Origin of the sequence: Streptomyces sp. NPDC056452 (genome assembly GCF_042796085.1) — a bacterium.
Lineage (GTDB): Bacteria > Actinomycetota > Actinomycetes > Streptomycetales > Streptomycetaceae > Streptomyces.
The window spans coordinates 1-25,637 of record NZ_JBHTRI010000005.1 but is presented as its reverse complement, the minus strand read 5'-3'; the positions used below and the strand labels follow the sequence as shown (position 1 = coordinate 25,637).

19 protein-coding genes are annotated in these 25,637 nt (G+C 70.7%); 12 read left to right on the top strand and 7 right to left on the bottom strand.

The genetic code is table 11. The annotated features are described in order from the left end of the window. Window positions 1-410: 410 nt before the first annotated feature. The 4 genes from ACFQ6X_RS06620 (at window position 411) to glgB (ending at window position 8,491) form a co-directional block, all read left to right on the top strand. Window positions 411-2,549 carry an alpha-1,4-glucan--maltose-1-phosphate maltosyltransferase gene (locus ACFQ6X_RS06620; RefSeq protein ID WP_383176919.1) on the top strand — a complete coding sequence of 713 codons (2,139 nt, stop codon included), beginning with the start codon at window positions 411-413 and terminating at the stop codon, window positions 2,547-2,549. Beyond that, window positions 2,546-4,252, top strand: coding sequence for a maltose alpha-D-glucosyltransferase (gene treS / locus ACFQ6X_RS06615; protein ID WP_329207214.1), 1,707 nt, complete (start codon window positions 2,546-2,548; stop codon window positions 4,250-4,252). The genes ACFQ6X_RS06620 and treS overlap by 4 nt, the downstream gene beginning before the upstream one ends. A gap of 248 nt (window positions 4,253-4,500) precedes the next feature. After that, a complete protein-coding gene (locus ACFQ6X_RS06610) occupies window positions 4,501-5,940 on the top strand; it encodes a maltokinase (protein ID WP_383176917.1) in 1,440 nt (479 codons plus the stop codon). A gap of 58 nt (window positions 5,941-5,998) precedes the next feature. Further along, complete coding sequence (gene glgB / locus ACFQ6X_RS06605) at window positions 5,999-8,491, top strand: 1,4-alpha-glucan branching enzyme (protein WP_383176914.1); 2,493 nt, start codon at window positions 5,999-6,001, stop codon at window positions 8,489-8,491. 78 nt (window positions 8,492-8,569) lie between these two features. On the opposite strand, the gene ACFQ6X_RS06600 is transcribed toward glgB, so the two are convergent. Next, window positions 8,570-9,097, bottom strand: a complete 528-nt coding sequence (locus ACFQ6X_RS06600) for a DinB family protein (RefSeq protein WP_383176911.1) — start codon at window positions 9,095-9,097, stop codon at window positions 8,570-8,572. A gap of 72 nt (window positions 9,098-9,169) precedes the next feature. Between ACFQ6X_RS06600 and ACFQ6X_RS06595 the strand changes: the two genes are divergently transcribed. Then, a complete protein-coding gene (locus ACFQ6X_RS06595; RefSeq protein WP_383176908.1) occupies window positions 9,170-9,505 on the top strand; it encodes a hypothetical protein in 336 nt (111 codons plus the stop codon). 30 nt (window positions 9,506-9,535) lie between these two features. On the opposite strand, the gene ACFQ6X_RS06590 is transcribed toward ACFQ6X_RS06595, so the two are convergent. From ACFQ6X_RS06590 to ACFQ6X_RS06580, 3 genes are all read right to left on the bottom strand, one after another. Next, on the bottom strand, window positions 9,536-10,756 hold the full coding sequence (locus tag ACFQ6X_RS06590; protein ID WP_383176906.1) for a M48 family metallopeptidase: 1,221 nt from the start codon (window positions 10,754-10,756) through the stop codon (window positions 9,536-9,538). A 162-nt stretch (window positions 10,757-10,918) separates the two neighbouring features. After that, window positions 10,919-11,260 carry a thioredoxin gene (gene trxA, locus ACFQ6X_RS06585; protein WP_383176903.1) on the bottom strand — a complete coding sequence of 114 codons (342 nt, stop codon included), beginning with the start codon at window positions 11,258-11,260 and terminating at the stop codon, window positions 10,919-10,921. 3 nt (window positions 11,261-11,263) lie between these two features. Next, window positions 11,264-11,668: a MerR family transcriptional regulator gene (locus tag ACFQ6X_RS06580; protein WP_383176900.1), complete on the bottom strand. Its 405-nt coding sequence runs from the start codon at window positions 11,666-11,668 to the stop codon at window positions 11,264-11,266. A 177-nt stretch (window positions 11,669-11,845) separates the two neighbouring features. Between ACFQ6X_RS06580 and ACFQ6X_RS06575 the strand changes: the two genes are divergently transcribed. Continuing rightward, window positions 11,846-13,306 carry a glycoside hydrolase family 16 protein gene (locus ACFQ6X_RS06575; RefSeq protein WP_383176897.1) on the top strand — a complete coding sequence of 487 codons (1,461 nt, stop codon included), beginning with the start codon at window positions 11,846-11,848 and terminating at the stop codon, window positions 13,304-13,306. Between the two features lie 7 nt (window positions 13,307-13,313). Here the strand turns inward: ACFQ6X_RS06575 and ACFQ6X_RS06570 are convergent, their stop codons facing one another. Continuing rightward, complete coding sequence (locus ACFQ6X_RS06570; protein WP_383176894.1) at window positions 13,314-14,549, bottom strand: hypothetical protein; 1,236 nt, start codon at window positions 14,547-14,549, stop codon at window positions 13,314-13,316. A 167-nt stretch (window positions 14,550-14,716) separates the two neighbouring features. Next, a complete protein-coding gene (locus ACFQ6X_RS06565; protein ID WP_383176891.1) occupies window positions 14,717-16,096 on the bottom strand; it encodes a cation:dicarboxylate symporter family transporter in 1,380 nt (459 codons plus the stop codon). A 156-nt stretch (window positions 16,097-16,252) separates the two neighbouring features. Here ACFQ6X_RS06565 and ACFQ6X_RS06560 point away from each other — a divergent pair, with 156 nt between their 5' ends. From ACFQ6X_RS06560 to ACFQ6X_RS06550, 3 genes are all read left to right on the top strand, one after another. After that, window positions 16,253-17,905 carry an ATP-binding protein gene (locus ACFQ6X_RS06560; protein WP_383176888.1) on the top strand — a complete coding sequence of 551 codons (1,653 nt, stop codon included), beginning with the start codon at window positions 16,253-16,255 and terminating at the stop codon, window positions 17,903-17,905. Beyond that, complete coding sequence (locus tag ACFQ6X_RS06555; protein ID WP_383176885.1) at window positions 17,902-18,576, top strand: response regulator; 675 nt, start codon at window positions 17,902-17,904, stop codon at window positions 18,574-18,576. The genes ACFQ6X_RS06560 and ACFQ6X_RS06555 overlap by 4 nt, the downstream gene beginning before the upstream one ends. A gap of 164 nt (window positions 18,577-18,740) precedes the next feature. Continuing rightward, the gene (locus ACFQ6X_RS06550) at window positions 18,741-19,364 is read left to right on the top strand and encodes a helix-turn-helix domain-containing protein (protein ID WP_383177454.1); all 624 of its coding nucleotides are present in this window, start codon (window positions 18,741-18,743) and stop codon (window positions 19,362-19,364) included. Between the two features lie 69 nt (window positions 19,365-19,433). On the opposite strand, the gene ACFQ6X_RS06545 is transcribed toward ACFQ6X_RS06550, so the two are convergent. Beyond that, a complete protein-coding gene (locus ACFQ6X_RS06545) occupies window positions 19,434-20,459 on the bottom strand; it encodes an ATP-dependent 6-phosphofructokinase (protein WP_329207234.1) in 1,026 nt (341 codons plus the stop codon). A 287-nt stretch (window positions 20,460-20,746) separates the two neighbouring features. Between ACFQ6X_RS06545 and pta the strand changes: the two genes are divergently transcribed. The 3 genes from pta (at window position 20,747) to pyk (ending at window position 25,559) form a co-directional block, all read left to right on the top strand. After that, the gene (gene pta / locus ACFQ6X_RS06540) at window positions 20,747-22,828 is read left to right on the top strand and encodes a phosphate acetyltransferase (protein ID WP_383176882.1); all 2,082 of its coding nucleotides are present in this window, start codon (window positions 20,747-20,749) and stop codon (window positions 22,826-22,828) included. After that, window positions 22,825-24,054 carry an acetate kinase gene (locus tag ACFQ6X_RS06535; protein WP_383176879.1) on the top strand — a complete coding sequence of 410 codons (1,230 nt, stop codon included), beginning with the start codon at window positions 22,825-22,827 and terminating at the stop codon, window positions 24,052-24,054. Before pta ends, ACFQ6X_RS06535 begins: the two co-directional genes overlap by 4 nt. 74 nt (window positions 24,055-24,128) lie before the next feature. Next, on the top strand, window positions 24,129-25,559 hold the full coding sequence (gene pyk / locus ACFQ6X_RS06530) for a pyruvate kinase (protein WP_383176876.1): 1,431 nt from the start codon (window positions 24,129-24,131) through the stop codon (window positions 25,557-25,559). Window positions 25,560-25,637 lie beyond the last annotated feature (78 nt).

Genomic DNA, 25,637 nt, shown 5'->3' with positions numbered 1-25,637 from the left:
GTCGCGCGACCTTGTGGCACTTCGCACCACAGGGAAGGCTGCGGTGGTGCGTCCACGCGCCGGCCGGGGACCGGCGCGCGGCACACAGCGCGTGCACCGAGTGCACCCAGGAGTTAACACGCCGTCGGGTTGGCCGCCCGAAAACGGTGGGAAGGCTTCCCCGGTACTCAGCCCGACACGGCTCGCGCAGCACATCCCAGGTGCCCCCGATCCGAGCACGAATCCCCCGCGCACCTGCCATTCGAGTGCCATTCGAGTGAACGCGGACAGGAGCGGCCATGCACACAGCCCGCCAGCCGACAACTGAGCAGCTACAAAGGACGCAACCCCACCATCGCGGCGCGCGCGGTCAGCCCTTCACGCCCACGCCGCGCCCCGCGCATGCCGAGCTCCAGCCCCCAGGTGATTCCATGATCGGTCGCATTCCCGTCCTGGACGTCCGTCCTCTCGTCGACTGCGGCAGACGGCCGGCCAAAGCCGTCGCAGGTGAGACCTTCCAGGTCAGCGCCACCGTCTTCCGTGAAGGCCATGACGCGGTGGCCGCCAACGTCGTCCTCGCCGATCCGAGCGGACGGCCCGGCCCCTGGACGCCGATGCGCGAGCTCGCTCCCGGCACGGACCGCTGGGGTGCCGATGTCACCCCGTCCACCGAGGGCCACTGGACCTACACCGTCGAGGCGTGGAGCGATCCGGTCACCACCTGGCGCGGAGCTGCGCAGATCAAGATCCCCGCCGGTATCGACACCGAGCTGGTCCTCGCGGAGGGGGCCGAGCTGTACGAACGGGCCGCCGCCGGCGTACCGAAGCGGGACGGGCGCGAGGCGGTTCTGGCCGCCGTCGACGCCCTGCGCGACACGAAGCGGCCGGTGGCCTCCCGGCTCGCCGCCGCCCTCACCCCCGAGGTGGGCGAGGCGCTCGGCCGTCATCCCCTGCGCGAGCTGGTCACCGCCTCCCGCCCGATGCCCCTGACCGTCGAGCGCAGGCGCGCCCTGTACGGCTCCTGGTACGAGCTGTTCCCGCGGTCCGAGGGCGCGAGGCCGGAGCCGGCCGCCCCCGCGAAGCCCGCCCGCAAGCCACGCGCCACGAAGGCCTCCAAGGCCGCCGCGAGCTCTGCGGCCTCCGGCGCCGCTGCGGCTTCCGCGACCTCCGCGGCTTCGAAGAAGCGCGCGGTGGTGAAGGCGGAGCTCCCTCCGCGGCCTCCCCGGATCATCAGCGGCACCTTCCGTACCGCCGCGGAGCGGCTTCCGGCCGTCGCCGCCATGGGGTTCGACGTCGTCTACCTCCCCCCGATCCACCCCATCGGCACCTCTCACCGCAAGGGCCCCAACAACAGCCTCTCCCCCGCGGCCGACGACCCCGGTGTGCCCTGGGCCATCGGTTCGGCCGAGGGCGGTCACGACGCCGTGCACCCCGAGCTCGGCACCCTCGAGGACTTCGACCACTTCGTCGAGACGGCCCGCACCCTGCGGATGGAGATCGCGCTGGACTTCGCGCTCCAGTGCTCCCCGGACCACCCCTGGGTGGCGGAGCACCCCGAGTGGTTCCACCACCGGCCCGACGGGTCCATCGCCTACGCCGAGAACCCGCCGAAGAAGTACCAGGACATCTACCCGATCGCCTTCGACAAGGACCTGGGCGGCATCGTCGCGGAGACCGTGCGCATCCTGCGCTTCTGGATGGACCACGGTGTTCGGATCTTCCGCGTGGACAATCCGCACACCAAACCGGTCATCTTCTGGGAGAAGGTGATCGCCGACATCAACCGCACCGATCCCGACGTGATCTTCCTGGCCGAGGCCTTCACCCGCCCCGCGATGATGCGCACGCTGGCCGCGGTGGGCTTCCAGCAGTCGTACACGTACTTCACCTGGCGTAACAGCAAGCAGGAACTCACCGAGTACGTCCAGGAGCTTTCGGGCGAGAGTTCCTCGTACATGCGGCCCAACTTCTTCGTGAACACCCCCGACATTCTTCCCGGTTACCTCCAGGACGGCGGCCGTCCGGCCTTCGAGGCGAGGGCCGTGCTCGCCGCGACCCTGTCCCCCTCCTGGGGCGTGTACGCGGGCTTCGAGCTGTGCGAGAACACCCCGGTGCATCCCGGGAGCGAGGAGTACCAGGACTCGGAGAAGTACCAACTCAAGGTCAGGGACTGGGAGTCGGCGGAACGTGAGGGCCGCTCGCTGGCACCCCTGATCACCTCCCTCAACCGCATCCGGCGTCGCCACCCGGCGCTCCAGCAACTGCGCGACGTGCACTTCCACTCCGTCGACAACGAGGCGCTGATCGCTTACAGCAAGCGCTGCGGTTCGAACATCGTTCTGGTGGTCGTCAACCTCGACCCTCACCACACCCAGGAGGCCACGGTCTCGTTGGACATGCCGCGTCTCGGCCTCGACCGGCACGAGAGCGTGCCGGTGCGCGACGAGCTCACCGGCGCCACCTATCACTGGGGCAGGACTTTCTATGTGCGTCTGGAGCCGGGTGTGACACCCGCGCACGTCGTCGTTCTGCGACCGTCCCCGCCGACCGGAGGGTCACCCACACCATGATCGTCAATGAGCCCGTCCACGACCTGTTCGAGGACACTCCCGCCAAGGACCGCGATCCCGACTGGTTCAAGCGCGCCGTCTTCTACGAGGTACTCGTCCGGTCCTTCCAGGACTCCAACGGCGACGGCGTCGGCGACCTCAAGGGTCTCACCGCCAAGCTGGACTACCTGCAGTGGCTCGGTGTCGACTGCCTCTGGCTGCCGCCGTTCTTCAAGTCACCGCTGCGCGACGGTGGTTACGACGTCTCCGACTACACCGCGGTACTCCCGGAGTTCGGCGACCTCGCCGACTTCGTGGAGTTCGTCGACGCCTCGCACCAGCGCGGCATGCGCGTGATCATCGACTTCGTCATGAACCACACGAGCGACCAGCACGACTGGTTCCAGCAGTCCCGCACGGACCCGGACGGGCCGTACGGCGACTACTACGTCTGGGCCGACGACGACAAGCAGTTCCCGGACGCGCGGATCATCTTCGTCGACACCGAGACGTCCAACTGGACCTTCGACCCGGTGCGCAAGCAGTACTACTGGCACCGGTTCTTCTCGCACCAGCCCGATCTCAACTACGAGAACCCGGCGGTGCAGGAAGAGATCATCTCCGCTCTCCGCTTCTGGCTGGACCTCGGCATCGACGGCTTCCGCGTCGACGCGGTGCCGTACCTCTACCAGCGTGAGGGCACCAACTGCGAGAACCTCCCCGAGACCCACGGATTCCTCAAGCGGGTCCGCAAGGAGATCGACGCCAACTACCCGGACACGGTGCTGCTGGCCGAGGCCAACCAGTGGCCCGAGGACGTCGTCGACTACTTCGGCGACTTCCCGGCCGGCGGCGACGAGTGCCACATGGCGTTCCACTTCCCGGTCATGCCGCGGATCTTCATGGCCGTACGGCGCGAGAGCCGCTACCCGGTCTCGGAAATCCTGGCGAAGACCCCGGCGATCCCGTCCGGCTGCCAGTGGGGCATCTTCCTGCGCAACCACGACGAGCTCACGCTCGAGATGGTCACGGACGAAGAGCGCGACTACATGTACGCGGAGTACGCCAAGGATCCGCGGATGCGGGCCAACATCGGCATCCGCCGCCGCCTCGCGCCCCTCCTGGACAACGACCGCAACCAGATCGAGCTGTTCACGGCGCTGCTCCTGTCCCTGCCCGGCTCCCCGATCCTCTACTACGGGGACGAGATCGGGATGGGCGACAACATCTGGCTGGGCGACCGCGACGCCGTACGCACGCCGATGCAGTGGACGCCCGACCGCAACGCCGGATTCTCCTCGAGCGACCCGGGACGGCTCTACCTCCCCACGATCATGGACCCGGTCTACGGCTACCAGGTCACCAATGTCGAGGCGGCGATGGCCTCGCCCTCGTCGCTGCTGCACTGGACGCGGCGGATGATCGAGATCCGCAAGCAGAATCCGGCCTTCGGCCTCGGCTCGTACAGCGAACTGCCGTCGTCGAATCCCGCCGTGCTCGCCTTCACCCGGGAGTACAAGGACGATCTCGTGCTGTGCGTCCACAACTTCTCCCGGTTCGCGCAGCCCACGGAGCTCGATCTGCGGGCGTTCAACGGGCGTCATCCGGTGGAGCTGATCGGCGGGGTGCGCTTCCCGGCCGTCGGTCAGTGGCCCTACCTGCTGACTCTCGCGGGGCACGGTTTCTACTGGTTCCGGCTGCGGAAGGAAGCTCCGGTCGGCTGACCGGATCTGACGGACAGTTGACGGCGTCTCACTTTCGGGCGCCACCCGCGGGGCGGTTTCCGCCGCCCCGCACGGGGCACTCTCCCCACATATCGAGCTCTTCCGGGCTCCTGGAGCCCTTCGGGCCCTTCTGTCGAGTCCGTACGGACTTTCCTCACCCGACACGTCCCGCACAGCCGGACAGCCATTGCCGCAATCCGGGACACTCTTCGCATCCTGTGGTGTGCCCGGGGAAAGGACGCGATGCCATGTCGGAGGCTGCATCCACTCGAGTCGCCCTGGCCAAGAGCACAGCGAGAATCGCAAAGAGAAGAACGAACACGCGGACGACGGCGCTTCTCCCGTCGCTCACGCCCCTGCTCCACGAATGGCTCCCCCGGCAGCGGTGGTTCGCGGGCAAGGGACGGCCGGTCACCGGCTTCTCCCTCGTGGCGGCGACCGAGATACTGCCTCTGGACACCGCCGGTGCGGGCCCCGGACTGCTTCATCTGCTCGTCCGGGCCCACCAGCCGGACACGGCCGCCCAGGCGCACGGCGACTGCTACCAACTCCTGCTCGGCGTACGCACCGCCCTGCCCACGCGGCTGGCCGCGGCCCGGATCGGCCAGGTCACGGACGGCCCGCTGGCGGGACGCACCCTGTACGAAGGGCTGCACGACCCGCGCGTCGCCGATCTCCTGCTGGAACGGCTCCGTCGCCCCGGGACCCTCGGTCCGCTCCGCTTCGACCGGGCGGCACCGATCCCCTCGGGGCTCGCTCCCCGTTTCCTGGACACCGAGCAGTCCAACTCCTCGCTCGTCTACGGCGACGCCTACATCCTGAAGATCTTCCGCCGGGTCTTCCCCGGCGCGAACCCCGATCTGGAGCTGCCGCTCGCGCTCAGCCGTGAGGGCTGCGGGCGGGTGCCGGCTCCGGTCGCGTGGTTCGAGGCGTCGACGCCCGACACGGCCACCGGGGAGCAGCTCACCCTCGGGGTGCTGCAGCCGTTCCTGCGCGGTGCGCAGGACGGATGGCAGCTCGCCCTCGCGTCACTCGGCGCGGGGTGCGACTTCGTGCCCGAGGCGCATGCGCTGGGCAGGGCCACGGCGGAGGTGCACACGGCGCTGGCCGCCGCTCTGCCGACACCCGCTCTCGCCCACGCGCAGACCAGGCACCTGGTGGCGGGGATGGTCGAGCGGCTGGAGGCGGCCGCGCAGGCGGTTCCGGCACTCGTGCCCTACGTACCGGGTCTGCGTACCGCCTTCGACGCCGTCACCGCCCTGGGGCACACGGGCCGCAGCTGGGCCGCCCAGCGGGTCCACGGTGATCTGCATCTGGGCCAGACACTGCGCGGGCCCGACGGTTTCTGGTCACTGATCGACTTCGAGGGCGAACCGGCCAAGCCGCTGCCGGAGCGCCGCAGCCCGCAGCCCCCGGTGCGCGATGTCGCGGGGATGCTCCGCTCCTTCGACTACGCGGCCCGCTCGCACCGCCCGTGGAATCCGGAGTGGGCCGCCCGCTGCCGCGCCGCGTACTGCGAGGGCTACGCACGGGGCTCGGGAACCGATCCGCGCAGCGAGCCGGAACTGCTGCGCGCCCATGAGACCGACAAGGCGGTGTACGAGGTGCTGTACGAGGCCCGGCACCGCCCCGACTGGCTGCCGGTTCCGATGGCCGCCATCCAGCGCCTGGCCACGACGACCGCGTGAGCCCGGCACCCGCACCCCTTCCCTCCGTCCTCACCTCACCTCCTAGGAGGCAGTCCCTGTGACCGCCCGCAAGCCGTCCCGCAAGTCGTCCGAGCCCATCGAGGTCCCGGCCGCTCCCCAGCCGGTCACCACCGAGATCACCGCCCCCCAGCCGGTCACGGCCGATATCAAGGCCCCGTCCAACGCGCCGGCCGAGCCTGTTACCGCAGCACCCGCGACCCCTGCTGCCCCCACGGCCCCGGCAGCCCCCGCGAAGCGCTCCCGGGCCAAGCAGCGGGCATCCGCCGTCGGCGCAGCCGGCGCCACCGACGCGGCCAAGGCCGACGCCACCGCCGCGACCCCGCCCCGCCCCCGTCGCGGCGGCGGCAGCAAGGGCGTCCTGCCCGCGACCGCCCTGGACGACGGGGACCGGGCCCGGCTGCTCGCCGGTGAGCACCACGCCCCGCACGACCTGCTCGGCGCGCACGTGACCCGCGGCGGGGTGGTGTTCCGTGCGCTGCGTCCGTTCGCACGCTCCGTGTCCGTCCTGGCGAAGGGTCTGCGGGCGGAACTGCAGAGTGACGGCGACGGATTCTTCTCGGGCGTGCTCCCCACGCCGGCCGTCCCCGAGTACCGGCTGCTGGTCGCGTACGAGGACAACGAGATCGAGGTGGAGGACCCGTACCGCTTCCTGCCCTCCCTCGGCGAGCTCGATCTGCACCTGATCGGCGAGGGCCGTCACGAGGAGCTGTGGACGGCGCTCGGTTCGCAGCCGATGGAGCACCAGGGCGTCGCGGGCACGCGCTTCACCGTCTGGGCGCCGAACGCGCGCGGGGTCCGCGTCACGGGTGACTTCAACTTCTGGGATGGCACCGGCTTCCCGATGCGTTCGCTGGGCTCGACCGGCGTATGGGAGCTGTTCGTCCCGGCGATCGGCGAGGGCACCCTGTACAAGTTCGACATCTGCCGCCCGGACGGTTCGCACACCCAGCGCTCCGACCCGATGGCCCGCTACGCGGAGGTGCCGCCCGCGAACGCGTCGGTGGTCACCGCCTCGCACCACGAGTGGCAGGACAGCGACTGGATGGCGCACCGGGGCGACCGCCCGGTGCACGAGGCCCCGTTCTCCGTGTACGAGGTCCATCTGCCGTCCTGGCGACCGGGACTGAACTACCGTCAGCTCGCCACGCAGCTGCCCGCGTACGTGAAGGACCTCGGCTTCACGCACGTCGAGCTGATGCCGGTCTCGGAGCACCCCTTCGGCGGCTCCTGGGGCTACCAGGTCACCGGCTTCTACGCGCCGACGTCCCGCATGGGCACTCCGGACGACTTCCGCTTCCTGGTCGACGCGCTGCACGCGGCGGGCATCGGCGTCCTCATGGACTGGGTGCCGGCGCACTTCCCCCGCGACGACTGGGCGCTCGCGGAGTTCGACGGCCGCCCGCTGTACGAGCACTCCGACCCGAACCGGGCGGCGCACCCGGACTGGGGCACCCTGGAGTTCGACTACGGCCGCAAGGAGGTCCGCAACTTCCTGGTCGCCAACGCCACGTACTGGTGCGAGGAGTTCCACATCGACGGCCTGCGGGTCGACGCCGTCGCCTCCATGCTCTACCTCGACTACTCCCGCGAGGACGGCCAGTGGTCGCCGAACGAGCACGGGGGCCGGGAGAACCTGGATGCGGTCGCCTTCCTCAAGGAGATGAACGCGACGGTCTACCGGCGTAATCCCGGTGTCGTCACGATGGCGGAGGAGTCCACGGCCTGGGACGGCGTCACCCGCGCCACGGAACACGGCGGCCTGGGCTTCGGACTCAAGTGGAACATGGGCTGGATGCACGACTCCCTCGTGTACATGTCCAAGGAGCCCATCCACCGCAAGTACCACCACAACGAGATGACCTTCTCGATGGTGTACGCGTACAGCGAGAACTACGTGCTGCCGATCTCGCACGACGAGGTGGTGCACGGCAAGCAGGCCCTGGTCAGCAAGATGCCCGGCGACTGGTGGCAGCGGCGCGCCAACCACCGCGCCTACCTGGGCTTCATGTGGGCCCATCCCGGCAAGCAACTCCTCTTCATGGGGCAGGAGTTCGCGCAGGGAGCGGAGTGGTCCGAGGGCCACGGCCCGGACTGGTGGCTGCTCGACGAGACGTACGAGGCCTCCGGCGACCACCGCGGCGTACGGACCCTGGTCACGGACCTCAACGCGGTGTACGGGGCGCTGCCGGCGCTGTGGCAGCGCGACACGGACCCGGGGGGCTTCTCCTGGATCGACGGCGGCGCGGCGGAGGACAACGCGTTCGCGTTCCTGCGCTACGACGCGGACGGCTCGCCGCTGCTGGCGGTCTCGCACTTCTCACCGGTGGTGCGGCACGACTACCGGCTGGGCGTACCGGGAGGCCCGGAGGCCTGGGTGGAGATCCTGAACACGGACGCGGCCCGGTACGGCGGCAGCGACGTGCGCAACGAGGATCCGCTGAAGCCGGAGGAGGTGCCGGCCCACGGCAGGGAGACGAGCGTGACGCTGACGCTGCCGCCGCTGGCGACGGTGTGGTTCCGGCCGGCCTGACAGCCGCAACGACTCGGAGACGGGGCCCCGCGGCCGAACCGCGAGGGCCCCGTCCCTCACCGCTCACCGCTCACCGCTTCAGTCGCCCGTCACCCCGTCGGTCCGCTCCCGCAGCAGGTCGGCGTGGCCGTTGTGGCGGGCGTACTCCTGGATCATCAGCAGGTATACCCAGCGCAGACTCAGGGGGCGTCCGCCCGTGGACGTGAAGACCTCGTCGAGGCCGTGCCCCGCCACCGCCGCGTCGCAGGCGGCGACTTCGGCCCGGAAGAGTGCGAAGTCCCTCTCGGCGCCGGCCGGGTCCGCCCCGTCGAGTCCCTCGTTCCCGTCCGAGGGGCCCGCATGGACGTCACCGATGCCCTCACCCCTGAACTGCCTGCGGAACCACCAGCGTTCGACTTCCGCCAGGTGCCGGACCAGGCCGAGGAGCGAGAGGTCCGAGGGCTCCACGGCCGTCCGGGCCAGCTGCTCCGGATCCAGTCCGGCGCACTTGGCCAGCAGGGTCTCCCGGTGCCGGGTCAGCCAGCCCTCCAGCATGCGGCGTTCGTCCAGCGTGCCCAGGCTGCCGAGCTGCGCCGTACGCTCCACCTGCGGTGCGGTCCATGTCATGGACTCATCCTCCGTACGGCCGCGCACGGGCACCAGCAGGCGCGCCTCGTCCGGCCGGATACGCTCCCGCCCATGACACAGCCCACGCCTTCCGCGGCACCGACCGCCGCGTCACCGGCCGGCCCGAAGCATCTATGGGGCATCGCCACCGCCTCGTTCGTCGTCTTCCTCGCCGCCTGGGCCCTGAGCTGGATCAAGGCGTACGCGGTCAACGACGACCTGCCCAACGCCTGCGGCGAGGTGCGCAGACAGGTCTTCCCGCCGGAGGTGACGTGCGTATCCGCAAGCGGCGCGGTCACCGGCGCGAACGCGGGATGGATCGAGGTCCTCTTCTTCGCCTCGTTCGCGGTGGCGGTCCTGTTCGGGACCCTCGCTCTCGCGGTGGCCATGGCCGTCCGCAGGAAGTGACGCGGGGGCCGCCGACCCGTGCGCGGACGTCTAGTCGCCGCGCACGATCTGCCGGGCCACCTGCCCGCGCGCGTCGGCGAGTTCCGCGGCGATTCGTTGCTCCCGGTCGTCGTCCGTCACCACGGCCGCGGGCGTGACCGCGCCGGCGAGCAGGCACTCACGGCGCAGATGTGTCGGCGGATGGGTGTCGTCGACGCTGTGCCCCCTCCGCGCACCGACCCGCCTCCGCCTCTCGTACTCGTGCTCCGGGATCGACTCCATGTGTGCGGCGAGCAGCTCCCACAGGCCGTCCGTGCGCTCCTCGGCCCGGCCGGTTCCGCGCGGGCGGGTGCGGAGCCTGTTGCTCTCGCGCCGCACGGTGATGACGGCCGAGTCCGCGACGAGGAGCCGGTCCAGCAACGCCACGGCCGCTTCGGTGGAACCGGCGCGGGCAGCAACGGAGTCGGCGAGGTACTCGGCACGCTGCTTGGAACGCAGGGTCAGCTGGTCGAGCAGCATCAGCACGCCCAGGACCAGCGACCGGGGCACCAGGTAGACCAGGTTCGCCAGCATCTCGAGCGGAGCCGGATCCTCGGTCGGCAGGAGGTAGTAGTGCCAGACGGTCAGCGAACGGTACGCGGTCCCGAAGACGATTCCGCGCCGGGTGTCACCGTTGCTGTAGTGCCCCAGCTCATGGCCCAGCACGGCGATCCTCTGCTGGGGTCCGAGCGTCTCCCACAGGGGAACACCCAGGGTCAGCAGGCGGCGGCCGCGTACTCCGCAGGTCCGCACGCTCGCGTTGAAGTCGCCGTCGACCGCGATCACGTCCACGCTCCTGGTGCCGGCCACCCGGGCGATCTCGTCGATGAGCCCGTACAGTGCGGGCGCATCGGTGCGGTACAGCAGCAACCCGTCCTTGGGCAGTCGGGGGAAACGCGGCCGCAGGGTCCACGCCAGCGCCAGGAAGAAGAGCCCCGCCACCACGGGGCCCGGGCTGCCCCATCCGCCCACCACGCACCAGATGCCCCCTGCGGCCAGGGCCACGGTCACGCCGTGGACCACGAGTGCGATCCCGTAGGCGAGGAGAGCCGGCCGGTCCTTCCCCGGGCGCAGCGTCCCGCCCGCGCTCACTTCGGCGAGCAGCCGCTCGCCGTGCCGGCGGGCGAGGGTACGGCGCACCCGCGCGAGCCGGCCCTGCTGTTCCTCCTCCGGCCCCAAGGGGTCCACGTTCCAGTCGCAGTCACCGCACCAGGCCGGAAACCGGCTGTCCACCCTGATCCCGGATCCGCACTCCGGGCACTGCTGAGTTGTCTCTCCTGCGTGTGTGCGCACCGGAGCCCGCTCCCCATCCCCACGGCCTCTCCCCGAGGCCACCCGTTTCCGACCCGGCGAAGCTGATCACGTGGCCGGAACCGAGTAAAGCCCGAGCGCCCCCTACACCGCCGCGAACACGTCCTCCAGCTCCTGGAGCAGGCGGCGCTTGGGGCGGGCGCCGACCATCGACTTCACCGGTTCGCCGCCCCGGAACACCATCAGCGTCGGCATCGACAGCACCGCGTAGCGGCTCGTGATGCCGGGATTGGCGTCCACGTCCAGCTGGACGATCTTGATGCGGCCGGTCTCCTCCGCCGCGATCGCGCTGAGCACCGGGGCGAGCTGGCGGCAGGGGCCGCACCAGTCCGCGGTGAATTCGACCAGGACCGGGAGGTCCGCTCCCAGGACCTCCTCGTCGAATGTCGTGTCGGTGACCTCGGCGACACCTTCTGCGTGGATCATCTGTCATCCTCCCAGTTCACATCGTGGTTCGGGGCCGCCGGGCCGCTCGGCCTCCGCCTCCAGTTCGGCGCGTGCCAGCTGTGCGCCCACCTCCGTACGGACCGTCCGCAGCTGCCCGATGAGCGAGTCGAGCTCGTCGAGCTTGCGGCGGTACACGGCCAGGGACGCGGGGCAGGCGTCGCCCGCCGGGTGGCCGGCGCGCAGGCAGTCGACGAAGGGGCGGGTCTCCTCCAGGTCGAACCCGAAGTCCTGGAGGGTCCGGATCTGCTGGATCAGCCGCAGGTCGCCCTCGTCGTACGTGCGGTAGCCGTTGTCCGCGCGGCGTGCGTGCAGCAGGCCTCGCGACTCGTAGTACCGCAGCGTCCGTGTTGTCGTCCCGGCGCGTTCGGCCAGTTCCCCGATTCGCATACGGCGACGGTAATCCTTGACGTCGGCGTCAAGGCAAGGGACCGGACGGGAAGGGGCGCCCGGCCTGTCGGGAAGTTGAAGCGGCCAGGGCCATTGACGGCCGCCCCCGGTGCATCTAAATACCTTTTGAGAGCGCTCTCAAAAGCAACCTTCCCAGCACCCCCACCGGAGGTTCCCTTGCGTACGAGCCGCACCGTCCCCCACAGACGTACGACCGTCCTCTCCGCCCTCACCGCCCTGGCCCTCACCCTCGCCGGGGTGATCACCGTCGCCGGATCCGGGCCCGCACGCGGTGATGTGCCGACCACCCCCGGGTGGAACCTGCAGTGGAGCGACGACTTCAACGGCGCGAACCGCAGCCTGCCGTCCTCCGCGAACTGGCAGATCGACACAGGTCACGGCTACCCCGGCGGCCCCGGCAACTGGGGCACCGGGGAGATCCAGAACTACACCGCGAGCCCCGACAACGTCAGCCTCGACGGCAGCGGCAACCTCCGCATCACCCCGCTACGCGACGGCGCGGGCAACTGGACCTCCGGCCGCATCGAGACCAGGAGGGCGGACTTCAAGGCACCGGCCGGCGGCACCCTGCGCATCGAGGGCCGCGTCCAGATGCCGAACGTCACCGGCAACGCGGCCCTGGGCTACTGGCCCGCCTTCTGGGCACTCGGCTCCCCGTACCGCGGCAACTACTGGAACTGGCCGGGCATCGGCGAGTTCGACATCATGGAGAACGTCAACGGGATCAACTCCGTCTGGGGCGTACTGCACTGCGGGGTCAACCCGGGCGGCCCCTGCAACGAGACCACCGGCCTCGGCGCCAGCCGCACCTGCCCCGGCGCGAGCTGCCAGTCCGCCTTCCACACGTACCGCTTCGAGTGGGACCGCGCCGTCACCCCCAACGCCCTGCGCTGGTACGTGGACGGCCAGCTCTTCCACAGCGTCACCCAGAGCCAGCTGGACGCGGGGACATGGGCGAACATGACGAACCACGCCGGGTACTTCCTCCTGCTGAACCTCGCGATCGGCGGCGCCTTCCCGAACGCGCTCGGCGGCTCGACCCCGACCGCCGAGACGGTGCCGGGCCGGCCCATGCTGGTGGACTACGTGGGCGTCTGGACCAAGGGCGGCGGCGGAACCACCGACCCGCCCACGGACCCGCCGTCCGGCTCCTCCACCCTCGCCCTGCGCAGCGCCGGAGGCCTGGGCGCCGCCCAGTCCGCCGCCTCGTCGGTGACGGTCGCCTCGGCGGGCGGCGGCAACTACGACGGCACCCCGCACAGTCCGCAGACCTTCACCGCGACGGGCATCACCCGGGCGTACGACGGTGGCGCCACCCAGTTCGACGTGTTCGCGGACTCGGGCACCACCGTCGCCAACGGGCAACAGGTGAGGGTGAGTTACGACCGCACAGGTGACGGGACCTGGGACCGCACGGAGACGTACAACTACTTCGCCACCGATCCCGTCAACGGGTACGAGCACTACACCCAGGCCAAGGGCCTCAAGTCCTCCACCGGCAGCCACGGCAACCTGGCCAACGGCACGGTGAAGGTCGAGATCTGGAACGCCATCGGCAACGGTACGGGCACCGTCGGCGTCGGTAACCAGTCGGTCGTCCACATCCCGTTCGGCTGATCAGCGGTCAGGAGGCCCTGAGGTAACAGGTGTAGGAGCCGGTAACCGTCGTCTCCGACACTCCTCCGCTGACACTGAACACCAGGTCGGAGGCGCCGACGAAACTGAAGCCCTCCGCGTAACGGCCGCCGCGCCGCCAGTCCGCCGGCGCGGCGGCAGACGCCCGCTCGCACTGCGCCCTGCCGTACCCCTCGGCGCTTCGGTCCTCCTGCTTCCCCGGGAAGGTCCGGTCCACCTTCACCTGGGCCAGTACCCGCAGTTCGTGCGTGCCCTTGCAGTCGACGGGCCGTACGACCACCGTGGAGCCGAGCCCCGTGTCACTGGTGGTGGCGCACCGGCCCTTCTTGAGCGTGGCGACGGGAGCCAGCGCCGTGCGGGCGTCCACGACCGGCTCGCCGCCGCTGTCCGGGCCCTTGCCCTTCACCGGCTTGCCGAAGGCACTGAGCTCGTACGCCGCGTGCAGCCGCTTCACATGGACGAGGGCCATCCGCTCGTGCAGACGGGCCAGGACGGGCCCGAGGTCGGCGGATGCCGAGGCCAGGCGCCCGTCCGCGTCCAGACGCACCGTCAGCTGGACGGGGTCCGTTCCCCAGTCGCTCTGCAGGCTCTGGAGGTCACGGGGGAGCACCTCCGCGGCGACCTCGGGAAGCACGGTCACCCGGTACACCCGGCTGCCGTCCGCCCGGCGCTCGGGCTTCTCCCTGGGAATCACCCGCGGGACGATGTCGGCGAGGGTCCCGCTGTACGGGGCCACGTCGCCGGCGGCACGCGCCGCGATCACACCGGTGGTCTCGCCGAGTTCGTTGACAGCTTCGGGGGTGTACTTCAGCCAGGCGGAGTCGCCGTTGCGGACGTAGACGTCGTCCTCGGCGGTGGCCATGGTCTGCTCGCCGTCGGGGGCCGATCCCTGGAGGAGCTCCAGGTCCGTCTCCGGGAAGCGCGGGTTCGCCGTGAGGCCGAGCTTCGCGAGCGACGTCCCCCGCTCGTAGTCCTGGCTCCCCTTCGCCCGGTGCACGGCGTCGCCGCCCGCCGCCCCGTAGGTCAGCGTCGACAGGAAGGCGGCGGTGCCCGCGTCACGGGTGGCGTCCGTCGCCGCCTGGAACTGCTCGGCGAGCGGCAGCCCGTAGACCGTCCTCCCCGGGGCGGGCTGCTCCGGGGCGCCGCATCCGGCCATGGCGATGAGAGCCGGCAGCAGCAGTGCGCCTGCGGCTCCCCGGTGTCGTGCGGTCTTCAGTGTCCCCACCCCTTGTGCCTGGTCAGGACACTTCTTGCGCCTGTTCAGGACAGCGATACTGCTCGGACCTGCCGCACGGCACCAGCACGGAATGATCACGCTGTCCCCACTCCCGTCGCGGGACATGCGCGAGCGGCCGGTACGGGAGGTCCCGTACCGGCCGCTCCGGTCGCTCGTTACGCCTTCACCAGCGAGGGCTGCTCCTCGCCGCCGTCCCTGGTGCCGGGGACGGGTGCTTCCGGGACGTGCGGCTCGGCGGGGCCCTCGTCCACGATCATCTTCTCGTCGAACGGCAGATAGCCGGAGAGGACCTCGTCCACCCGCGCCCGGTCGATCTCCTTGGTCCAGGTGCCGACCAGCACCGTCGCGACCGCGTTGCCCGCGAAGTTCGTCAGGGCGCGGGCCTCGCTCATGAAGCGGTCGATGCCGACGATCAGGCCGACGCCGTCGACCAGTTCGGGGCGGTGGGACTGCAGGCCGCCCGCGAGGGTGGCCAGTCCGGCGCCGGTGACGCCCGCGGCACCCTTCGAGGCGATCACCATGAAGATCAGCAGCGAGATCTGCTCGCTGATGCTCAGCGGGTCGCCCGTCGCGTTGGCGATGAAGAGCGAGGCCATCGTCAGGTAGATCGCGGTGCCGTCGAGGTTGAAGGAGTAGCCGGTCGGCACGGTGATGCCGACGACGGGCTTGCTGATGCCCATGTGCTCCATCTTCGCGATCAGCCGCGGCAGGGCCGACTCGGAGGAGGAGGTGGAGAGGATCAGCAGGAACTCACGGCCCAGGTACTTGAGCAGGGAGAAGATGTTGACCCCCGCCACCACCCGCAGGATCGCGCCCAGGATCACGAACACGAAGAGCGCGCAGGTGACGTAGAAGCCGACCATGATGATCGCGAGGGACTTCAGCGCGTCCACGCCGGTCTCGCCGACCACCGCCGCGATCGCTCCGAACGCGCCCACCGGGGCCGCCCACATGATCATGGCGAGGATGCGGAACACGAGGCGCTGGATGTGGCCGATGCCGCGCAGGACCGGTTCGCCGGCCGAACCCATGGCCTGCAGGGCGAAGCCCGCGAGCAGGGCGATGAGCAGGGTCTGCAGGACCTCGCCCTCGGTGAAGGCCGAGACCATGGTGGTCGGGATGACACCGAGCAGGAAGTCCACCGTGGACTCGCTCGCCCCCGCCGCCTGCTCCTCACCGGCGGCGCGTGCCGCGTCGGTGAGGTGGAGGCTGGAGCCGGGCTCCAGGATGTTGCCGACGACCAGGCCGATGGCCAGGGCGACGGTCGACATCACCAGGAAGTAGCCGAGTGCGAGACCGCCGACGGCACCGACCTTGGCGGCCTTGCGTACGGAGCCGACGCCCAGCACGATCGTGCAGAAGATGATCGGCGAGATCATCATCTTGATGAGGTTGACGAACCCGGTGCCGATGGGCTTGAGCTCCACGGCCACACCCGGCGCGATGAAGCCGACCGCGATGCCCAGCACCACGGCGGCGATCACAGCCAGGTAGAGATAGTGCGTTCGGTCCCGTCGTGCGACTTTCTCTGCCACGGTGGTCTCCTCGGGGTTTGCGGTCGCTCCCCCGTCCCAGGGGGCCCCGGTGACTATTCACTTCCCTGTGACCGCGGTCACCCTTGCGTTCATATCGTTCACGGACGCTTTCGAGCCACCTTGGGCCGGTGGTTCCCGCCGTGCAGACTGGGGGCCATGCGCCTGTCCCGTACGCTCCCCCGCAGTCTGGCCGGCCAGCTCTTCGCGATGCAGGCCCTGCTCGTGGCCGCCGTCGTGGCCGGGTGCGCCTTCTTCGCGTACGCCTCCGGCCGCGCGCAGGCGGAGGAGACCGCGGACCGGCAGGTACGGGCCGCCGCCCTCGCCATGGCCGGATCCCCGTCCGTGCGGGAAGCGATCCGTACGCCGGACCCCACGGCCGTGCTCCAGCCGTACGCGGAGCGGGTCCGCGCGGACACCGGGATCACCTTCGTCACGATCATGGATCCGAACCGGGTGCGGTGGACCCATCCGCACCCCTCGGAGATCGGCAGGACCTTCATCGGGAACACCGCCCCGGCCCTGCGCGGTGAGACCTTCACGGAGACGTACACCGGCACCCTGGGGCCGTCGATACGGGTCGTCACACCGATCCGTGACGGGGGCCGGATCGTCGGCCTGGTCAGCGCCGGCATCACCGTCGACCGGGTCTCCAACCAGGTACGCGAACAGCTGGGCGCCCTGGGCATGGCGGCGGGAGCGGCGCTGGCGCTCGGCGGGCTCGGCACGTACGTGATCAACGCCAGGCTGCGCCGGCACACGCACGGGATGAACGCCCGCGAGCTGGGCCGGATGCACGACTACCACGAAGCCACCCTGCACGCGGTGCGTGAAGGGCTGCTGATGCTGGACGGACAGCGCCGGATCGCGCTGATCAACGACGCGGGCCGGGAGCTGCTGGGACTGGCCCCGGGGTCGGTCGGGCGGAAGGTCGACGAGCTCGCCCTGCCCCCGCCGCTGACCGGGGCCCTGCTGGCGTCCGAGCCGCGGGTCGACGAGGTCCATCTGACCTCGGACCGGGTCATCGTCCTCAACACCAGCCCCGTCGTGGGCGGGGAGAAGCGGGGCACGGTGGTGACGCTGCGGGACCACACGGAGCTGCAGGCCCTGTCGGGCGAGCTCGACTCGGAGCGCGGCTTCACGCAGGCGCTGCGCTCGCAGGCGCACGAGGCGGCCAACCGGCTGCACACCGTGGTGTCGCTGATCGAACTGGGCCGGGTCGAGGAGGCGGTCGACTTCGCGACGGCGGAGCTGGAGCTGGCGCAGGTCCTGACCGACCGGGTCGTCGGGGCGGTCGCCGAGCCGGTGCTGGCCGCGCTGCTGCTCGGCAAGGCGGCGCAGGCCAATGAGCGCGGTGTGGAGCTCGTCCTCGCGGAGGACAGCCTGATCGACGACGGGGCGCTGCCACCGGATCTCGCGCCGCGTGACCTGGTGACGGTTCTGGGCAATCTGATCGACAACGCGGTGGACGCGGCGTCGGAGACGGGAGCGGGGGGCGGCGGCGTGCCCGTACCCGCCCAGCGCGGCGCGACGCGGCCACGGGTCACCGTCACCGCGCTCACCGACGACGGTGAGCTGCTGCTGAGGGTCGCCGACACGGGGCCCGGAGTCGGCCCGGACGACGTGGACGAGGTGTTCCGGCGCGGCTGGACGACGCACGGCGCGGACCGCGGGCTCGGGCTGGCGCTGGTGCGGCAGGCGGTCCTGCGCAACGGCGGGACGGTGGTCCTGGGCCGGGGGCAGGACGGCGGCGCGGAGTTCACGGTGCGGCTGCCCCTGACCGGCCGGCCGGCGCAGGCGGTCCGGGCATGATCCGGGTGCTGGTCGTGGAGGACGACCCGGTGGCGGCCGACGCCCATCAGCTGTACGTGGGCAGGGTCCCCGGCTTCGAGGTCGCCGCCGTCGCGCACACCCGGGCGGAGGCCGTGCGGGCGCTGGACCGGATGCCGGTGGATCTGCTGCTGCTCGACCTGTACCTGCCCGACGGACACGGACTCCAGCTCCTGCGGGCCCTGCGGGCGGCCGGGCACGGTGCGGATGTCATCGCGGTGACGTCGGCACGGGATCTGGCGGTGGTGCGGGAAGGCGTGTCGCTCGGGGTCGTGCAGTACGTGCTGAAGCCGTTCACGTATCCCACCCTCCGCGACCGGCTCGTGCGCTACGCCGAGTTCCGGGCGGCGGCCGGCGAGGCGAGCGGCCAGGAAGAGGTGGACCGGGCGCTGGGCGCGCTGCGGATCGCCGACCCGGCAGCGCTGCCCAAGGGGCTGAGCGGTCCGACGCTGGAAGCGGTGACCCGGGCCCTGCGGGAGTCCCCGGACGGAGTGACGGCGGCGGCCGCCGGGGAGGAACTGGGGATCTCCCGGATCACCGCACGCCGGTATCTGGAGCATCTGGTGACGGCCGGCCGCGCCGAGCGCCGGCCGAGCTACGGCCATGTGGGGCGGCCAGAACTGCGGTACCGGTGGGTGGCTGAAACTCGCTGACCGCACGGAGACCTGGAAACGGCCCTCCTAGGAGGATCATACGAAGGGTGAACTGTTAGGAACAGCCTGTAGCCAGGCCGTTCCCGTGCTCCTACGGTGGGGCCGTGCAACCCACTCCGCCCTTCAATGCCCCCGCCGCGCGCCGCCTGCGCGAGGCACTGGGAATGGCTCCCGGCCATGTTGCGTACGGGCTCGGCGCCCAGTACGGACTCCAGATCACCGCCGAGACCGTGATGGCCTGGGAGCGCGGTGTCGCCCTGCCCGGCGAACGCGAACTCATGGCGCTCGCCGGTGTGCTGTGGTGCGCGCCCGGTGAACTGCTGGCCGCCGCAATCACGTTGCGCGAGCACCGGCTGGCCCGGGACATCACCGTGGACGACCTCGCGCGGGAGCTCGGGATGACCGGTGCCTCGTATCTGCGGATGGAGGAGTCGGGCCGCTGGCGCGGCAACGAACGCCAGGCCATGGCGCTCTGCGAGGCCCTGGACATGTCGGCCGCGCAGTTCGTCACGGCGACCGGCCGCAACGAGGAGATGGCGGAGCTGCTGAACAGGGCGGTGACGACGCGCTGGCAGGCGTACGTCCGGCCGGTGGCCAAGCTCGTGCCGCTGGACCGGGTCCTGGTGCAGGACGTACTGGAGCAGCTGCAGACCGACTACCAGGCCCTGATGGTGACGACGCTGAGCTGGGACAGCACGGGCCGGGAGCGGTCCGGGGCGTCGGGCGACGCCGGGCGGGCGTTCCTGGACCGGGTGGTCGAGCAGTTCTGGCGCACGGCGGGCATCTGAGGCTGCCCGTGCCGCGTTCCGGTGATCGGAACGCGGCTCCGGCCTGAGGACGGGCCGGCCCCGTTCCGGTCAGAAGACCGACTCGGCCTCGTACATGCGGTCGCTGGGCACGGTCTTCAGGCGGGTGACGGCGTCGGCGAGCGGCACCATGGCGATGTCGGAGCCGCGCAGGGCCGTCATCCGGCCGAAATCACCGCGGTGGACGGCCTCCACCGCGTTCCACCCGAAGCGGGTCGCGAGCACCCGGTCGTACGCGGTCGGCGTGCCGCCGCGCTGCACATGGCCGAGAATGACCGGCCGGGCCTCCTTGCCGAGCCGCCTCTCCAGCTCGACGGCGAGGCGGTTGCCGATGCCCTGGAAGCGCTCGTGGCCGAACTGGTCGATCTCGCCCTTGGCGTACGCCATCGAGCCCTCGGCCGGGTGCGCGCCCTCGGCGACGCAGATGACGGCGAACTTCTTGCCGCGCGAGAAGCGCTCCTCGACCATCTTGACCAGGTCCTCGACCTGGAAGGGCCGCTCCGGGAGGCAGATCCCGTGGGCACCGCCGGCCATTCCGGACTCCAGCGCGATCCAGCCCGCGTGGCGGCCCATCACCTCGACGACCATGACCCGCTGGTGCGACTCGGCGGTCGTCTTGAGGCGGTCTATGGCCTCGGTGGCGACGCCCACGGCCGTGTCGAAGCCGAAGGTCCGGTCGGTGGCGGAGATGTCGTTGTCGATCGTCTTCGGGACGCCCACGACGGGCATCCCGGCGTCCGACAGCATCCGGGCGGCCGTGAGCGTGCCCTCGCCGCCGATCGGGATGAGGGCGTCGATGCCGTAACGACGGGACAGCTCCTCGCAGTTCTCGGCGGCCTCGCGCAGCCGGTCGCGCTCCAGCCGGGCGGAGCCGAGGATCGTGCCGCCGCGTGCCAGGATGCCGCTCACCGCGTTGAGGTCGAGGGGCCGGAAATGCCCGTCGAGCAGGCCCTTGAACCCGTCCTCGAAACCGATGACTTCATCGCCGTGACCCACGACGGCACGGTGCACGACCGACCGGATCACGGCGTTGAGGCCTGGGCAGTCGCCGCCTGCGGTGAGAATTCCGATGCGCATCGTGCTCTGTCTCCTGCTCGCTGGGGCCATGCATTTCGGGGGCTGCTCGACAAACCCCCGTACCGTGAGCCACGACGATTGTCCCACGCCCGGTCCGGCACTCGCGCTTCCGACTGCTCCGGTCCCACGCGTACGACACTTCCGGCGCGGGGCGCCACGGGGTCGGGCCCGCCCCGTGCAGGGGCCCGCCGCGGCCCGTGCACGGGTACCGCCCGGCGGGCGATTTACCCGTCCCCGTAGGTATCGTCAAGAGGGCAATGCCAGCCAGCCAGGACGGGAGAGCACGCGTGGCGCGCAGCGTGTACGTGACCGGGATCGACCGGGGAGACGGCCGACAGGTCGTCGATCTGGGAGTCATGGAGCTACTGACGCGTCAGGTGGACCGGGTCGGGGTCTTCCGTCCGCTGGTCCATGACGGACCCGACCGGCTGTTCGAGCTGCTGCGGGCCCGCTACCGGCTCTCGCAGAGCCCGGAGACCGTCTACGGGCTGGACTACCACGAGGCGTCCGCCATCCAGGCGGAGCAGGGTACCGACGAGCTGGTCTCCCGGCTCGTCGAGCGCTTCCACCGGGTGTCACGGGCCTACGAGGTGGTGCTGGTCCTCGGCAGCGATTTCGCCGCCACCCAGCTCCCGGACGAGCTCGCGCTCAACGCCCGGCTCGCCAACGAGTTCGGTGCCTCGGTGATCGCGGTGGTCGGCGGCGGCGGCCAGGACGCCGAGTCCGTACGGGCCGAGACGCGCAATGCCTACCGTGCGTACGCGGGTCTGGGCTGCGACGTCCTGGCGATGATCGTGAACCGGGTGGCCTCGGAGGACCGCGCCGCCATCGCCGAGCGGCTCGGGGCTACCCTGCCGGTCCCCTGCTCGGTGCTGCCCGACGATCCCGCGCTCTCCGCGCCGACCGTCGCCCAGATCACCGCGGCGCTTGACGGAACGGTTCTGCTCGGCGACGACTCGGGCCTCGCCAGGGACGCGCTGAACTTCGTCTTCGGCGGCGCGATGCTGCCGAACCTCCTCAAGGCACTGACCCCGGGCTGCATGGTCGTCACCCCCGGCGACCGTGCGGACCTGGTCATCGGCGCGCTGGCCGCGCACAGTGCGGGCACCCCGCCCATCGCGGGCCTCCTGCTGACCCTGGACGAGCGTCCCGGCGAGGAGATACTCAGGCTGGCCGCCCGCCTCGCACCGGGCACGCCGGTCGTCGCGGTGACCGGCGGATCCTTCCCCACGGCGGCGGAACTCTTCGCACTGGAAGGCAAGTTGAACGCGGCCACGCCCCGCAAGGCGGAGACCGCGCTCGGCCTCTTCGAGCGCCATGTGGACACCGGCGCCCTGCTGGAGGGGATCTCCGTGTCCCGCAGCGGCCGGGTCACCCCGATGATGTTCGAGCACGAGCTGCTGGAGCAGGCCCGCTCGCACCGGCGCCGGGTCGTCCTGCCCGAGGGCACGGAGGAGCGCGTCCTGCGTGCCGCCGATGTGCTGCTGCGCCGGGACGTCTGCGACCTGACGCTCCTCGGCGACGTGGACATCATCCGCAAGAAGGCCGCCGACCTCGGCATCGACCTCGCCGCGACCCAGCTGATCGACCCGCAGACCTCCGAGCTGCGCCAGCGCTTCGCCGAGCAGTACGCCCTGCTGCGCGCGCACCGGGGGGTGACGGTGGAGCTCGCCCACGACGTCGTCGCGGACGTCAACTACTTCGGCACCCTGATGGTCCAGGAGGGTCTGGCCGACGGCATGGTCTCGGGCTCGGTGCACTCCACCGCGGCGACCATCCGCCCCGCCTTCGAGATCATCAAGACCAAGCCGGACGCCTCGATCGTCTCCTCGGTCTTCTTCATGTGCCTCGCAGACAGGGTCCTGGTGTACGGGGACTGCGCGGTCAACCCGGACCCGGACGCGGAGCAGCTCGCGGACATCGCCGTGCAGTCGGCGGTCACCGCGGCGCGCTTCGGTGTGGACCCGCGGATCGCGATGCTGTCGTACTCGACGGGCACCTCCGGCACGGGCGCCGACGTCGACAAGGTGCGGGAGGCCACCGAGCGGGTACGCGCCTCGCATCCCGACCTCAGGATCGAGGGCCCCATCCAGTACGACGCGGCGGTCGAGCCGTCCGTCGCGGCGACCAAGCTGCCGGCGTCCGAGGTGGCGGGGCGGGCGACCGTACTGATCTTCCCGGACCTCAACACCGGCAACAACACCTACAAGGCCGTGCAGCGCTCGGCGGGGGCCGTCGCGGTCGGCCCGGTCCTGCAGGGGCTGCGCAAGCCGGTCAACGACCTGTCGCGCGGCGCCCTGGTCCAGGACATCGTCAACACCGTGGCGATCACCGCGATCCAGGCGCAGGGCGAGGAGCGAACCCGATGACCACGACCACCGACCGCACCAACAGCGGGGCGGGCCGCGTGCTCGTCCTCAACTCGGGCTCCTCGTCGGTCAAGTACCAGCTCCTGGACATGGGTGAGCGGGTACGGCTCGCGACCGGCCTGGTCGAGCGGATCGGGGAGGAGACCTCCCGGCTGGTGCACACCCCCTCGGCCGGCGGCGAACCCCGTGAGCGCACCGGAAGGATCGCCGACCACGAGCAGGCGCTGAAGGCCGCGGCCGAGGAGCTGGCGGCCGACGGGCTCGGCCTGGACTCCCCCGAACTCGTGGCCATCGGTCACCGGGTGGTGCACGGCGGGCTGAAGTTCAGCGAGCCCACCGTGATCACCGACGAGGTGCTGGCCGAGATCGAACGGCTCGTCCCGGTGGCCCCGCTGCACAACCCGGCGAACATCACCGGGATCCGTACGGCACAGGCCCTGCGCCCGGACCTGCCGCAGGTCGCCGTCTTCGACACGGCGTTCCACACGACGATGCCGGAGCACGCGGCGCGGTACGCGATCGACGTGGAGACGGCCGACGCGCACCGCATCCGCCGCTACGGCTTCCACGGCACCTCCCACGCGTACGTCTCACGCAGGACGGCCGAGCTGCTGGGCAGGCCGGTCGCCGACGTGAACGTGATCGTGCTGCATCTGGGCAACGGGGCCTCGGCCTCCGCGGTCGCCGGCGGCCGGTGCGTGGAGACGTCCATGGGGCTGACCCCCTTGGAGGGGCTGGTGATGGGTACGCGTTCGGGAGACATCGATCCGGCCGTCACCTTCCACCTCAAGCGGGTGGCGGGGATGTCGGTGGACGAGATCGACGTCCTGCTGAACAAGAAGAGCGGTCTGGTCGGCCTCTGCGGCGACAACGACATGCGGGAGATCCGGCGCCGGGTGGACGAGGGCGACGAGCGTGCCACGCTCGCGTTCGACATCTACATCCACCGGCTGAAGAAGTACATCGGCGCCTATTCGGCGGTCCTCGGCCGGGTGGATGCCGTGGTGTTCACGGCGGGGGTCGGGGAGAACGCGGCTCCGGTACGGGAGGCTGCGATCGCGGGACTGGAGGGGTTCGGCCTGGCGGTGGACCCGGATCTCAACGCCGTACGGTCCGGTGAACCGCGGCTGATCTCCCCCGTGAACGCACGGGTGGCGGTCGCCGTGGTGCCGACGGACGAGGAGCTGGAGATCGCCGGCCAGACCTTCGCGCTGGTCCACAACTGAGCGGGCCCGCGCCCCTTTGTATCTTCCACCAGACGGAATATTCCGCAGCGAAACAAACCGATAGGATCCGCCTCATGCGCCGTTCCAAAATCGTCTGCACCCTCGGTCCCGCCGTCGACTCGCATGAGCAGCTCGTCGCTCTGATCGAGGCCGGCATGAGCGTGGCCCGTTTCAATTTCAGTCACGGTACCCACGAGGAGCACCAAGGCCGTTACGACCGGGTCCGCAAGGCGGCCGCCGAGACCGGCCGCGCGGTCGGCGTGCTCGCCGACCTGCAGGGCCCGAAAATCCGCCTGGCGAAGTTCGCCGAGGGCCCCGTCGAGCTGGTCCGCGGGGACGAGTTCGTCATCACCTCCGAGGACGTGGCCGGCGACAAGTCGATCTGCGGCACGACCTACAAGGGTCTGCCCGGCGACGTCGCCAAGGGCGACCCGATCCTGATCAACGACGGCAACGTCGAGCTCAAGGTCATCTCGGTCGACGGCCCGCGCGTCACCACCATCGTCATCGAGGGCGGTGTCATCTCCGACCACAAGGGCATCAACCTGCCCGGCGCGGCGGTGAACGTCCCCGCGCTCTCCGGGAAGGACGTCGAGGACCTCCGGTTCGCCCTGCGGATGGGCTGCGACCTGGTCGCCCTGTCCTTCGTGCGGGACGCCGAGGACGTTAAGGACGTGCACAAGGTGATGGACGAGGAGGGCCGCCGGGTCCCCGTCATCGCCAAGGTCGAGAAGCCGCAGGCCGTCGAGCACATGGAGGGCGTCGTCGCCGCCTTCGACGGTGTGATGGTGGCCCGTGGCGACCTGGCCGTCGAGTATCCGCTCGAGAAGGTCCCGATGGTGCAGAAGCGCCTCATCGAGCTGTGCCGCCGCAACGCCAAGCCGGTGATCGTGGCGACCCAGATGATGGAGTCGATGATCACCAACTCCCGGCCGACCCGCGCCGAGGCGTCCGACGTCGCCAACGCGATCCTGGACGGTGCGGACGCGGTCATGCTGTCCGCGGAGTCGTCCGTCGGCGCGTACCCGATCGAGACCGTCAAGACGATGTCGAAGATCGTCGTCGCCGCCGAGGAGGAGCTCCTGTCCAAGGGCCTCCAGCCGCTGGTGCCGGGCAAGAAGCCCCGGACCCAGGGTGGTTCGGTCGCCCGTGCGGCCTGCGAGATCGCGGACTTCCTGGACGGCAAGGCGCTGGTCGCGTTCACCAAGTCCGGTGACACCGCCCGCCGGCTCTCCCGCTACCGCACGACCCAGCCGATCCTCGCCTTCACCACGGACGAGTCCACCCGCAGCCAGCTCGCCCTGAGCTGGGGCGTCGAGGCCCACGTGGTGCCGCACGTGGCCAACACGGACGCGATGGTCGACCTGGTCGACGAGGAGCTCCTGAAGCTGAACCGCTACAACACCGGCGACGTCATGGTCATGACCGCCGGCTCGCCCCCCGGTGTCCCCGGGACCACGAACATGGTCCGGGTCCACCACCTCGGCGGCGAGAAGCGCGACTGACGGACCGAGGGTCCGCGCCTCGTCGCGGACCGCCGGTCCGCCGGACGACGACTGCGGGCCGCGCCTCCTGAAGAGGCG